Annotated in this window: 13 protein-coding genes; all 13 read right to left on the minus strand. The window is 44.0% G+C overall.

What is annotated here, in order from left to right:
- Positions 1-303: 303 nt before the first annotated feature.
- Positions 304-1,170, minus strand: a complete 867-nt coding sequence (locus tag ACXQIQ_RS04060; protein WP_439300020.1) for a 2-oxoacid:ferredoxin oxidoreductase subunit beta — start codon at positions 1,168-1,170, stop codon at positions 304-306.
- 1 nt (position 1,171) lies between these two features.
- Positions 1,172-2,908: a 2-oxoacid:acceptor oxidoreductase subunit alpha gene (locus ACXQIQ_RS04065; RefSeq protein ID WP_439300019.1), complete on the minus strand. Its 1,737-nt coding sequence runs from the start codon at positions 2,906-2,908 to the stop codon at positions 1,172-1,174.
- A 186-nt stretch (positions 2,909-3,094) separates the two neighbouring features.
- Positions 3,095-4,018: a dipeptidase gene (locus ACXQIQ_RS04070; protein ID WP_439300018.1), complete on the minus strand. Its 924-nt coding sequence runs from the start codon at positions 4,016-4,018 to the stop codon at positions 3,095-3,097.
- A 192-nt stretch (positions 4,019-4,210) separates the two neighbouring features.
- Entirely contained in the window at positions 4,211-4,471 is a 261-nt protein-coding gene (gene spoVS / locus ACXQIQ_RS04075) for a stage V sporulation protein SpoVS (RefSeq protein ID WP_003211281.1), read from the minus strand.
- A gap of 316 nt (positions 4,472-4,787) precedes the next feature.
- Complete coding sequence (locus tag ACXQIQ_RS04080) at positions 4,788-5,582, minus strand: TIGR00282 family metallophosphoesterase (RefSeq protein ID WP_439300017.1); 795 nt, start codon at positions 5,580-5,582, stop codon at positions 4,788-4,790.
- 143 nt (positions 5,583-5,725) lie between these two features.
- A complete protein-coding gene (gene rny / locus ACXQIQ_RS04085) occupies positions 5,726-7,291 on the minus strand; it encodes a ribonuclease Y (RefSeq protein ID WP_439300016.1) in 1,566 nt (521 codons plus the stop codon).
- A 256-nt stretch (positions 7,292-7,547) separates the two neighbouring features.
- Positions 7,548-8,591: a recombinase RecA gene (gene recA / locus ACXQIQ_RS04090; RefSeq protein WP_439300015.1), complete on the minus strand. Its 1,044-nt coding sequence runs from the start codon at positions 8,589-8,591 to the stop codon at positions 7,548-7,550.
- Between the two features lie 74 nt (positions 8,592-8,665).
- Complete coding sequence (locus ACXQIQ_RS04095) at positions 8,666-9,907, minus strand: competence/damage-inducible protein A (RefSeq protein WP_439300014.1); 1,242 nt, start codon at positions 9,905-9,907, stop codon at positions 8,666-8,668.
- Between the two features lie 63 nt (positions 9,908-9,970).
- Positions 9,971-10,549, minus strand: a complete 579-nt coding sequence (gene pgsA / locus ACXQIQ_RS04100) for a CDP-diacylglycerol--glycerol-3-phosphate 3-phosphatidyltransferase (protein ID WP_439300013.1) — start codon at positions 10,547-10,549, stop codon at positions 9,971-9,973.
- A 363-nt stretch (positions 10,550-10,912) separates the two neighbouring features.
- A complete protein-coding gene (locus ACXQIQ_RS04105) occupies positions 10,913-11,827 on the minus strand; it encodes a helix-turn-helix domain-containing protein (protein WP_439300011.1) in 915 nt (304 codons plus the stop codon).
- Between the two features lie 14 nt (positions 11,828-11,841).
- Positions 11,842-12,615 carry a DUF3388 domain-containing protein gene (locus ACXQIQ_RS04110; protein WP_439300010.1) on the minus strand — a complete coding sequence of 258 codons (774 nt, stop codon included), beginning with the start codon at positions 12,613-12,615 and terminating at the stop codon, positions 11,842-11,844.
- Positions 12,616-12,806: 191 nt separating this feature from the next.
- On the minus strand, positions 12,807-13,061 hold the full coding sequence (locus tag ACXQIQ_RS04115; RefSeq protein WP_439300009.1) for a DUF3243 domain-containing protein: 255 nt from the start codon (positions 13,059-13,061) through the stop codon (positions 12,807-12,809).
- 81 nt (positions 13,062-13,142) lie between these two features.
- Positions 13,143-13,865, minus strand: a complete 723-nt coding sequence (gene ymfI / locus ACXQIQ_RS04120; protein ID WP_439300008.1) for an elongation factor P 5-aminopentanone reductase — start codon at positions 13,863-13,865, stop codon at positions 13,143-13,145.
- Positions 13,866-13,922 lie beyond the last annotated feature (57 nt).

Raw genomic sequence — 13,922 nt, forward strand, 5'->3', positions numbered from 1 at the left:
AAACGGCGACAATTCAAAATAAGACACCCAGACTCTTTCGGGGTGCGATCTTGTCAATTTTGTGTTTTCGGGGTGCGAATGAGCCTTTTGCGGGGTGCGATTTCGTCATTTCTCCGACTTCGGAGTGCGTAAGAGCCTCTTGCGGGGTGTGATTCCGTCATTTCTCCGACTTCGGGGTACGAATGAGCCTCTTGCGGGGGGCGATTCCGTCATTTCTCCGACTTCGGGGTGCGTAAGAGCGCCGACCCGAGGAATAACGAAAAAACCTCATCCGAATTGGATGAGGTTGATGATGCTCTTATTTTACATGAATTCCGAAATCAGCTCTTCGAATTGCTTTTCGTCAATTGAGAGATCCGCTTTCGAAAGTGATGAATCACTGTATCCATGTGCAAGATCTTGATATGATTTCTTGTCCGTATTTTGATAGATCAAGCCTTTAACCAGACCGTTATTCTCCATCAATGTCTGCATCGCAACCATTCTGTTGTTCGCATCATAATTTTCGATATCGGAAAGGCTGACAAGATTTTCTTTAAACCAATCATATGTGTTCACTTTGTTGTATGTGACACATGGGCTGAATACGTTGATCAGTGAGAAACCTTTATGTTGGATCCCCTGTTCGATCAATGAAGTCAACTCCTTCAAGTCACTGGAAAAGCTTTGTGCAACAAATGTCGCTCCAGCAGTCAAAGCGGTCTCCATGATGGAGATGGATGATTCAACTGAACCTTCCGGCGTACTCTTCGTCTTGAATCCAAACTCGGAACGAGGCGAGGTTTGACCTTTCGTCAATCCGTAGATTTGGTTATCCATGACGATGTAAGTGACATCGATGTTACGACGGATTGCATGGATGGTATGACCCATACCGATCGCAAATCCATCACCGTCACCACCAGATGCGATGACCGTCAAATCACGGTTCGCCATCTTCACACCTTGCGCAATCGGAAGGGAACGTCCATGGATGCCGTGGAACCCGTAAGAATTGATATATCCAGAAATACGCCCGGAGCATCCGATTCCAGAAACGACGGCCAAGTCTTCAGGCTCAAGACCGATATTCGCTGCAGCACGTTGAATTGCAGCTTGTACAGAGAAATCTCCGCAGCCTGGGCACCAGTTCGGTTTTACTTGGTTACGAAAGTCTTTGAATGTTGCCATCTTATAACAGCTCCTTGCATTTTGCGTAAATTTCTGAAGGCAAGAATGGGTTGCCGTTGTATTTCAATACGTTGTTGATTTTTTCAAGGTTTCCAATGTTCATTTTCATGATGTTCGCCAATTGACCAGTCGAGTTGTTTTCAACGACAACGACTTTCTTAGCAGAATCGACTAGTTCTTTCATCTCTTCGGCAGGGAATGGATGAATCAGACGAATATGAGCATGGTTCACCTTGACGCCATCCTCTTCAAGACGTGGCATCATTTCTTCGATCGCCCCTCTTGTCGAGTTGAATCCAACAACGAGGACATCCGCTTCATCATGCTTCGCATTTGTATAGATCGGTGTATTGAACTTCAAGTTGTTCAATTTACGGTTACGCTTATCCATCTGCGCTTGACGGTTTGCAGCCACTTCTGACGGCTTACCAGTCTGGTCGTGCTCAACACCTGTCACATGGTAGATACCATTCTTCGCACCTGGAAGGACACGAGGTGACACGCCATCTTCCGTCACTTCATAACGCTTGAAATATTCCTTCGCTTCGAGCTCAGGCAGTTCATTCGTTTCAAGCTTACCGCGACGAATTTCCGTTTTACCATGTTCCAATGGCTGTACGGTCTGCTTACCGAGTGAAAGCTGCAAGTCAGACAATAAGATGACTGGACATTGATATTCTTCAGCAATGTTAAGTGCTTCTACTGCATCGTAAAAAGCTTCTTCTGCTGTACTTGGCGCCATAACGACTTTCGGAATTTCACCATGTGTACCATAGATCATCGCCATCAAGTCGGATTGCTCCTGCTTTGTCGGAAGACCAGTCGATGGACCACCACGCTGGGTATCAACGATGACAAGCGGTGTTTCGGTAATACCGGAAAGACCGATTGCCTCCATCATGAGGGAAAGCCCTGGACCAGCAGATGCTGTAATCGTACGGACTCCTGCATAGTTAGCGCCGATCGCCATTGTCGCTGCAGCAATTTCATCTTCTGTTTGGATGACCGTTCCGCCATATTTCGGAAGATGCTTGATCATATACTCCATGATTTCAGATGCAGGTGTAATCGGGTAGGCAGACATGAATCGTACCCCACCGACTAAGAATCCTAAGGAAATTGCATCGTTTCCGATCATGAACATACGCTTTTTGCCGTCTGCTTTTTCAAGCTGAAGACGCTCGATCGGACCGCCTGCTTGTTCATTGAAATATTCTGCACCCTGTCTAAGCGCTTCCATGTTCTTTTCTACAACTTTTTCACCTTTACGACCATATACTTCCTGGACAATTTCACGGTACTCTTCTGTTGATTGCCCGAGAATAGCACTTGTTGCTCCGATGGCAACCATATTTTTCATCAATGATGTACCTAATTCATTTGCAATTTCAGTAAATGGAACAGCGAATAATTTGGCTTTACAATCTTCTGGAGCAGTCGGATTAAATTTGGAGTCTGCGATGATGATGCCTTCATTATGTAACTCGTGATAGTTCACATCGATCGTTTCTTGGTCGAACGCAACCAAAATATCCAAGTCATCAGAAACTGCACCAATTTCTTTTGTGGAAACGCGAATCTTGTTGTTCGTGTGACCACCTTTAATTCGAGAAGAAAAGTGGCGGTAAGTATAGAGGTAATAACCTAAACGGTTTTGAGCAAGTGAAAATACTTCACCAGTACTGTCAATTCCTTCTCCTTGTTGACCGCCAACTTTCCATGAAAGTTGATCTACCATTCAAAACTCCACCCCTTCTAATGTTCCAGTCCTTTTTGATTAATCCAAATCGATGGTAATATGTAATAACCCTCTAAAATTTGGGAAGAAAAATGGTTTATAACGCTTACAATAATAGACCTATCCCTATTAAAATGCAAGTAGTCTACTGAAAATTCTTCCATCAATCCGACTATTCCAAATTTACTAAAAAGTAATTCTTTCAACGAAATTTTCATAACAAAAGCCTCTTACTTCTTCTTCTGAAAAGTGTTTCTGAAGTTCGTTGATGAGCAGGTCGTAGCCGAAATAGGAATCCAGTCCTTTGACTGTTTCCGATATGCCGTCAAAGTCCGATCCGAATCCGATGTTGCGAACACCACCAAATGATGCGACATAATCGATGTGCTTGATGATCTCCTTGATATGAACAGGGGATCTTTCGCTCAAAAAGTATGGAACGAATGTGATACCCATCATCGCATCTTTTTTAATGAGGGCTTGGATCTGGTGGTCATTCAGGTTCCTAGGATGGTCGCATAACACCTTCACATTGGAATGGGAAGCGATGACCCGATCGGTCAATTCCATCACATCCCAGAATCCCGCTTCTGTCAAATGCGAAACATCAGTCCATACCTTCTCAGCATCCAGCATTTTGACTGCTTCAATCCCGAGGTTCGATAAACCTGCTTGTCTCTCTTCAAGGACACCGTCTGCCAGATCATTGGCATAATTCCAGGTCAATCCAACGGATCGGACACCCAGACGGAGCAATGTTTGAAGACGGGTAAGGTCGTTCGCAACAGGGCCGCAACCTTCCAACGTCAGCATGACTCCGATCTCATTTTCTTCCAATCGATCGATTTCCTCTTTTGTCCTGACAGCTTTAATGTCAGGATAAGGTTTCACGACTTTCTCATAAAAGAGGTCGATCATATCGAGAGCTGCTTGAAAACGAGCATCCCCAACAATATCATCTGGAACGAATACCGCAAAACATTGTATCTTGGCTCCAGCTGCTTTCAATCCTTGATATGAAACTTGTAGATGATGAGAACTTTGAAAAGTGAGTTCTGGATTTCTCCACAGCTTCAATAATGCATCACAATGTGCGTCGAACACCTTCATTCCAACATGACCTCCTCAGAAACAGTTCCGTAAAAAACCGTTTCAGCTTACTAGTATAGTTAACTATGAGGTTTTTTAAACCATGAAAAAACCTGGTCCTCCTCAACAGGTGCCAAGTTTCCATTATCTATTATTTCGTTTCGAACATGCAAAAACCTGCTTGCTCTTGTGAACAAACAGGTCGAACGTTTCTTATCTCGGTTCTACAATCAACTTGATTGCCGTTCTCTCTTCTCCATCAATCAAGATATCTGTAAATGCAGGGATACAAATGAGGTCAACTCCACTGGGTGCTACAAATCCTCTGGCGATCGCTACAGCTTTCACTGCTTGGTTCAAGGCGCCGGCACCGATTGCCTGTATTTCGGCAGCTCCTCTTTCACGGAGGACTCCGGCTAAAGCGCCAGCTACAGAATTTGGATTGGACTTTGCTGAAACTTTTAATATTTCCATGATTTGTACCTCCTTATTGATATCCTACCACTTCTACTATATTCAGGATTTGAGCTTGTATTCCTCCTAAGTTACCAATTTGTAAAGAAAACTTGGTGAAGCCAAGCGTAAGCGCAGGTTGAACCTTAGTTGCGCTTATACTGTGAACTTAGCCTTTTCTACTACGTCGACACACTTCTTTTGTTGAAAAGGCATCCAACACAAGTGTAAAGAAAACTTGGTTGAGGCAAACGTTGGTGTTAAATAAAGCTCAGGAGTCGCGAGAAGTCAGTTGATTATAGCTTCCTGTAGTAAAATAGTAGCGAAAAGGAGCACGCTACTCAGTGAAAGGATGATCATCATTTATTTGGATTCTTCGAATCGATTTAGCTTGACCGGTCTCTTTATCCAAATCGATAACGACTCCACTTAACTGTTCCCGCCCATTTTCCACTTCAAACCTGACAGGCAGATTTGTCAGAAATTTTTTGAGAACCGCTTCCTTACTCATGCCGAGGATCCCATCGTATGGACCCGTCATGCCGACATCGGAGATATACGCAGTTCCTCCAGGCAGGACACGGTTATCGGAAGTCTGGACATGGGTATGCGTACCGACAACAGCAGAAACTCTTCCATCTAGGTACCAACCCATCGCTTGCTTTTCACTTGTAGCTTCTGCATGGAAATCCACGAAAATATACGGTGTACGACTCTTTACTTTTTCAATGATTTCATCCGCCTTCTGGAAGGGGCAATCGAGCGGCGGCATGAACGTTCGTCCTTGTAAATTGACGACTGCTACTTCAATATTGTTTATTTTTACAAAAGTATACCCTTGACCAGGTGTCCCTTCCGGAAAATTGGCGGGGCGTACCATTTGAGGTACATCGTCGATGAAATCGAAAATCTCCTTGTTATCCCATGTGTGATTTCCCATCGTAATCGCCTGCGCTCCCCATTGCTTCAGGTTGCGAGTTATCTTTTCTGTGATCCCACGACCATGTGCTGCGTTCTCCCCGTTCACGATTGTGAGTGTCGGATTGTATTTGTTTTTCAATTTAGATAAATAGGTTTCGACCATCGCACGACCAGGTGATCCTACGACATCTCCTACGAATAGAATTCTCATTCTCAAACTCCTTCTATATGTAATAATGAATAGCTTACCTTACTATGCCATTTTCCTTATCCTGTGTCCAATCTCTCGTTACTATGAACAGCATCACAAGTCTTGGTTGATCCATAAAAAATAAAGTGGCGGAAATCGCCACTTTATTTAGCATACTCGACTGCTCTCGTTTCCCGTATAACGGTGACTTTGATATGTCCTGGATAGTCGAGTTCTTCTTCAATTTTCTTCGTGATGTCTCTCGCCATACGATGGGATGCAATGTCATCCACCATGTCTGGGCGAACCATGATACGAATCTCACGACCAGCTTGAATGGCAAAGGACTTCTCAACGCCCTCGAAGGACTCTGAAATCTCTTCAAGCTTTTCGAGTCGCTTGATATACGTCTCAAGTGTTTCTCTACGTGCACCTGGTCTTGCAGCAGACAAGGCATCTGCAGCAGCGACAAGTACAGCGATGATTGAAGTCGGTTCCGTATCTCCGTGATGGGATGCGATACTGTTGATAACCACCGGGTGCTCTTTATACTTCTCAGCGAGCTCGACTCCAATTTCGACGTGACTGCCTTCCACTTCATGGTCAATCGCTTTACCGATGTCATGAAGCAATCCAGCTCTGCGTGCGACTGTTACATCTTCACCCAGTTCAGCAGCCATAAGACCAGCTAAGTGAGCGACTTCCATGGAGTGTTTCAATACATTCTGACCATAACTTGTACGGTACTTCAATCGTCCCAATACTTTGATCAAGTCAGGATGCAATCCGTGTACACCCATTTCGAATGTCGTCTGTTCACCGATTTCTCGAATATACTCATCCACTTCTCTTCTGGATTTGTCCACCATTTCTTCAATACGTGCAGGATGGATTCGTCCATCTGAAACAAGTTTATCGAGAGCAATTCTTGCAATCTCTCGTCTGATTGGATCGAAGCCTGAAAGAATGACAGCTTCTGGTGTGTCATCAATAATCAAATCAATCCCCGTCAATGTTTCAAGGGTACGGATATTTCGTCCTTCACGACCGATGATTCTACCTTTCATCTCATCGTTCGGCAGGTTGACAACGGATACCGTCGTCTCCGCTACGTGGTCAGCAGCACAACGCTGGATGGCTAGGGATAGAATTTCCTTCGCCTTCTTATCTGCTTCTTCTTTCGCGCGAACTTCACGTTCTCTCATCATAGCTGCAAGCTCGTGGTCGATTTCCGACTGTGCTTGATCCATGATCATTTGCTTCGCTTCATCGCGTGAAACTCCAGATAATCTTTCGAGTTCCAGTTGCTGTTGCTGCAACACTTGCTCCACTTTGCTTTCCATCTCTTCGATTTGTTGTTGTTTTTTGGTGAGAGAATCCTCCCTTTTTTCTAATGATTCCTCTTTTTTGTCCAAGGTTTCACTTTTACGGTCAAGGACCTCTTCTTTTTGAACCAAGCGATGTTCTTGTTTTTGAAGTTCAGTTCTGCGTTCACGAATTTCATTCTCTGCGTCTACTCGTTGCTTATGAATCTCATCTTTCGCTTCGAGCAGAGCTTCTTTTTTGCTAGCTTCAGCTTCACGTTTTCCATCTTCAATGATCTGCTTCGCTGCATGCTCGGCACTCGAAATTTTCGCTTCAGCAATGGATTTACGAACAAGATATCCAACAACTGCAAATACTACTGCAGAGACAAGCAAAATGGAGATGAGGACAAATATGTTATCCATACCTATCACCTCCTCTTGCTATCTGATTGTTGGTTGTAAAATTGAATAGTTTCTTAAAAGCTAGCTATTCACATACAGCGGTTTCATTGTTTAACAAATGTAAAAGTAATCAAACAATATACCCTAATTGTATAGTTGTCCAAATTCAATGTCAAGAGCTGTCAGAATGCTCGTACTTTACCAGCTCAAGGACTTTGAAACTCTTTTATATAACAAAAGATACCCGGGAAATCCCGGGTATCTTTATCTAAGCGGATTAAACGAGTTTATCGCTTTCTTCCTCTTCTGTTTCAGCAGCTGCTGCCGTTTCGTTCGTACTCATCTGATAGTAGGAACGGATCGACGAGTAGATCTCACTTTCAATCGCTTCGTTTTCTTTCAAGAACTGCTTCGCATTTTCACGTCCTTGTCCGAGACGTTCGCCATTGAAGGAGTACCAAGCCCCGCTCTTTTGAACGACATCGATGTCTGAACCGATATCAAGAATCTCACCTTGCCTAGAAATTCCTTCTCCGTACATGATATCCACTTCAGCCGTCTTGAATGGAGGAGCGACCTTGTTTTTGACAACCTTGATACGCGTCTTGTTACCGACCATATCGTTTCCTTGCTTCAATGTTTCTGCACGGCGTACTTCTAGACGGACGGATGAATAGAACTTCAACGCACGTCCACCAGGAGTTGTTTCAGGATTTCCGAACATGACTCCGACTTTCTCACGAATCTGGTTGATGAAGATTGCTGTCGTCTTCGACTTGCTGATTGCGCCGGAAAGCTTACGAAGTGCTTGGGACATCAAACGGGCTTGTAGACCTACGTGAGAGTCACCCATCTCCCCTTCGATTTCAGCTTTCGGTACGAGTGCAGCAACGGAGTCGATGACCAAGATGTCTACTGCACCGCTTCGTACTAATGCTTCTGCAATCTCAAGCGCTTGTTCACCTGTATCCGGTTGGGATAGTAATAGTTCGTTAATGTCGACACCGAGCTTTTCAGCGTATACCGGGTCTAATGCGTGTTCCGCATCGATGAAGGCCGCTTGACCGCCGTTTCTTTGTGCTTCTGCAATCGCATGGAGGGCAACGGTCGTTTTACCAGATGATTCAGGACCGTAAACCTCGATGATTCTTCCTCGTGGATATCCGCCTACTCCTAGTGCGATATCTACAGCGAGTGATCCGCTTGAAGTCGTGGAAACACGGTTTTCAGTTTGTTCCCCCAGCTTCATGACAGATCCTTTACCGAATTGCTTTTCTATTTGTCGTAATGCCATATCTAATGCAGCTTTGCGATCACTCATGAAATCACTCCTCTAAATTGACTAACCTCATCATACCGTTTTTCATTACATTTGCCAATACTTTTTACGAACATTTATTCGCCTTTTTTCAATTCTTTCAACAAGTAGAACAAGCCGTAATTGACGGTCCGACTGCGTACCGCATTTCGACCACCCGCGAGGTTCAACGGATATATGTTCGTCCCACCTTCAGAGGCGATTCCGATATAGACAGTACCAGGTGATTTCCCTTCCATTTCATTCGGACCGGCAACACCTGTAAAGCTGATGCCATAATCACTGCCGAACTGGGAACGGATATTTTCAGCCATCAATCGAGCACATTTTTCACTGACAGCTCCTTCATTGTCCAGTACTTCTTGCGGGACTTTCAGAAGATCTCTTTTAATATCATTCTGATAGCAGATCAACCCCCCGAGGAATACTTGTCCAATCCCAGAGATTTTCGTCAAGTCATGTCCGAAGTAACCTCCAGTCAAGCTTTCAGCGCATGCCAGTGTATGATCCGTATCTTGAAGTTTCTGCATGACTTCTGCTGACAGGCTCGTCTCGTCATAACCGTAAAAATACTCGCCTACACGTTCAAAGATCTGACCTTCCAGCTTATCGATCAGAGCCTCTCCTTCGGCTTTCGTCTGACATTTCGCTGTCAGTCTCAATGTCACTTCAAAGTTCCCCGCTAGAGGTGCAATTGTCGGGTTTGTCTGTGCATCAATCAAATCCATCAGTTTCGTTTCAAGAGCAGATTCCCCTATACCATAGAAACGAAGGACACGCGAATGGATGAGTGAATCGTCCCCACGGAACTGCTTCACGTAAGGAATGGCATAATTCATGAACATCGGTTGCATTTCCTTCGGTGGTCCAGGTAATAGGATATACGTCGTACCGTCTTGATGAAGTGCCATCCCTGGCGCCATACCATTATTGTTCGCTAGAACATCCGCGCCTTCAAATACGACTGCTTGACGACGATTGTTTTCGGACATCGTCTGACCGGTTTTTTCATAGTACCCTTCAATCAAAGCCATCGCTTCTTCGTTTTCCACGAGAGACAAACCAAGGTGTTCCGCAATCGTTTCTTTCGTTAGATCATCTTTCGTGGGACCGAGACCGCCTGTGAAGATCAGTAGGTCTGACCGCTCTGAAGCCGTTTCAATTGCTTGGATCAAGCGGTTTTTGTTATCTCCCACCACTGTATGATAGAAAACATTGATTCCTTCCTCAGCTAGTTGCTTGGAAATGAATTGTGCATTCGTATTGGCGATCTGACCAAGTAATAGCTCAGATCCAATTGCAATGATTTCAGCGTTCATTCAATCCACCTCATTTTCAGGAAAGTATAAACCGCCCTTTAAGTAAGGACGGTATGAGTTCTGTTATTTCGACTTTAGCATAATATGTTTGTTTTTCATAAAATAATCCCATCCGGAATAGACCGTGATGATTGTCGCAGCCCATAGTGCAAGGCTTGCGAACGGGATGGACAGCGCAGTGAAAGGCACGTTGTGAAGCAGCAATGCGGCTATCGCAATGATTTGGATCCATGTTTTCAATTTACCCATCTGACTCGCCGCAATCACATCGCCATCTCCTGCAGCGATCAAACGTAATCCAGTTACAGCAAATTCACGGCTCAAAATCAAAATGACCATCCAAGCAGGAGCCAGCTGTAATTCTACAAGTCCAATCAACGCTGCCGTGACGAGTAGCTTGTCAGCTAATGGATCTAGAAATTTCCCTAAGTTGGTGACCATGTTAAGCTTTCTTGCATAATAACCATCAATCCAATCCGTACAGGATGCAATGATGAAGATGAGTGCTGCAATGAAATGATGGGTCGGGATCTCTCCCGAAAAGATTTCAATCGCGCCCCAGTCAAATGGCACTAATAAAAAAATCATAAATACCGGAATCAATAATACACGTGAAAAAGTAATCTTATTAGGTAAATTCATAACTTCCTCCTGAATCAATATGAACGTAAACATGTCTATTTTACCACAATCCATTTAAAAGGAAACTTCAATATGTAAAAAGAAAAGACTGTTTTCGCAAACTTTTGATGCTCTTGAAAGTAGTTGATTTCCGCTTCAGGTGCTCGCTTTCCGTGGGGCGTGCGGTGAGCCCACTCATCGCTTTGCGACATTGAATGGTCTCACCTGTCCCACTGATCCCGCTGGAGTCTCGCACCTTGCACTCCAATCAAATTGCACAAGTGGTTTCTAAATACCATTGATTTTAAAGTAACAATCCTTAAGAAAAGAGCCAATGAAAAAGGATTGGCTCGAGACCTTATGACTTGAGCCAATCCTATGTTTTTACTGAGCGTTTTCTGTTCCTTTTTCATATTGAATGACGATTTTTTGGTGAACTCTTTCAGACGGTTTCACGGTGTAGGTGAAAGGTTCTCCATTGACCGTGATGTCAACATAAGGTGTTGCACCGATATTGAAAGTGACCTTCGATTGATCAGTGAGAGAATACTGAAGTGTTTCACCTTCAGGATATTCCTTCCCGCTCGGTTGTATCAATTTATTGTCGGCACCCTTCACATCAATATATGATTTTCCAGTCGTCTTCAACTCAACATTGAATTCATCTGTATTGGAAAGGGTGTACGTCGTTACAATACCTTCTGTTGAAACCTGTTCAATATTTTGCTCTTGAACCGGTTCCTCTTCTTCAGATTGGGTTTCTGTACTGTCACCTTCAGTTGTATCATCTGCACTGGAGTCATCCTGAGTATCTTCTGCAGGCTGTTCAGGTTCCTCAGGCTCATCCCCCTGTTCAGAGTCATAATCATCAACACTGTCCTGAGTCGGTTCGGATTTCGCATTGTTTACGTTATTCGATACGAACCAGTATCCCGCAATCAACAATGCAATCAGGAGCATGACCGTGAAAATCAATGGCAATACTCTCGCAATCTTACTGTCTTTCGGTACGTCGCTCTTCGCTCTGGATGCCCGTGGAGCAAATTCGGTCTTCGCCTGATCAGTGGCAGGAAGATCACTTGCATGTTCTTCAAACAATTGATCTGGATCGAGATCCACCGCTTCTGCATAGTTTTTAATGAACGCTCGGGCATAGAAAGCACCTGGAAGAATGCTGTATTGTCCTTCTTCAATGGCTTGCAGATAGCGTTTTTGGATTTTAGTCTTGTCTTGCAACTCATCATAAGATAAACCTTTACTTAAACGCGCTTCTTTTAAGCGCTGACCCAATTCTGTCATACTACCACCTACCACTATTCAAAATCAAAGGATGTAACGTTCGTTTCAACAAGATCGTATGTGATTTCTTCATCTGGGTCATCCCGAAGTTCGATGATGTAATCGAAGTCATCCATCGTATATTCCGATTCTCTTACGAAGATATCCGGATGTTCCACGATTTTTGTAGCTGGAAGCCTCATCACTTCACGGATGAGCTGCCAATGCTTTTCAGATGATCGTTTCAAAGAGACAATCCCATCAATGAGGAATACGTGATCGTTACTATATTCATCATCAGCAAGTTGGCTGCGGATCGTCTGTCTCAACAAGGTTGAAGAAACGAATACCCATCGTTTATTCGCACAGACACTCGCTGCCACGATGGATTCGGTTTTCCCGACTCGTGGCATCCCTCGTATCCCTATCAGCTTATGTCCATCCACCTTGAACAATTCGGCCATGAAATCGACAAGTAATCCGAGTTCATCTCTTACAAAGCGAAATGTTTTCTTGTCATCGGCATCTCTTTGTATGTATCGTCCGTGTCGGACTGCTAATCTGTCACGTAGCTTCGGCTTTCTCATCTTCGTAATCGTAATATTATCCATCGTTTCGAGAATGGTCTTCAGACGTTCGACTTGTTCAGAATTGTGAACGAGTAATAGCATGCCTCTTCTCATATTGTCTACACCATTGATAGTGATGATATTGATACCAAGCATCCCGAGCAATGAAGAAATATCCCCAAGTAGACCAGGACGATTTTTATGTATTTCATATTCTAAGTACCATTCCTGCGCTTCCATTGCTCATCTCCTTCCGTCAATTCCTCATTTTCCGACATCCTTTTCTCTAATGATAAATGATTTTCATCTGTAAGAAAAGTAAAAATAAAGATAAACTTGGTAATCCTTCATCCATGAAAAAAGCTGACCCATCTTGAATCAACTTCTTAACCTGTAAACAGGTATCCGTCAAGAGGATCAGCATCTTTCAACTATTCACGACGGTCTTCAACTAACTTGACCATCATGCTTGCGATAGAATGGCGTTCTTCTTCAGAACCAACATTCCAAAGGTCAGCAAGTACCTTTTCTTCCGCATTTTTCGGTTCTACTTGCTCAGCTAAGTATCCACCGATTTCTGTGGCAATTTCAGTAATGGCTTCGTGTCTCATCCCTTTGCCTTCTGCATTGCGTAGACGGTCTCCGAGAAAACCTTTCCATTCTTCCCAGTTATCAAGAACAGACATTTGCAGTCCCTCCTAGAAAAAATTAAAGTCGTTCACGGATTATCATTTCTCATTTCAGGATGGATTATGCACGAAATTTCTTCAACAATACCAAGCGCCATTTACCGGTAGGATATGACCGGTGATGTAGGATGATTTCTTCGAGATCAGATATCCGACAGCATCTGAAACTTCCTCCGGTAGTCCGAAACGCCCGATTGGGATTTCGTCAGCAATCTCATCCAACTCTTCTTCTGAAAGATGTTCGTTCATTTTCGTGGCGATGATTCCTGGAGCCACTGCATTGACCCGGATCCCGCTTGGGGCTAGTTCCTTGGATAGCGCTTTGACCATCGTGTTCATTCCCCCCTTGACCATGGAATACAAGACTTCACACGATGCACCTGTTTGCCCCCAAATGGATGTAATCATCACGATCGATCCTTGCTTTTTTTCCACCATGGTCGGAAGAAGCTTCTGCAACAAACTGAAGGGACTTTTCAATTGTAGTTGAACCATGCTATCCAGCTCTTTGGGAGAAACATCCGTCATCAATCCAGTATGAGAACTTCCGCAATTATAAACGAGGACTTCCACCGGCTTGTCTAACTGTTCATAAAGAACGGAAGGTCCCTCAGAATCAGCAAGATTCGCATTGACGAGCTTGCATTCGACCTTTGTTGAAAATTCGAACTGCAGCTTCTCGACGGCTTCTTTATTTTGATAATAGTGCAAATAAAGGTTGTAACCCTGATCGGCAAGCTCTCTTGCAATGGCTTGTCCAATTTCCCCACTCGCACCTGTCACTAAAGCATATCGAGACATAGCATTTCCCCTCCCCAATATATCAATATGAAGTAGAGACTGACCTCTCAGCCAGTC

The sequence above is a fragment of the Pseudalkalibacillus sp. Hm43 genome (assembly GCF_054170705.1).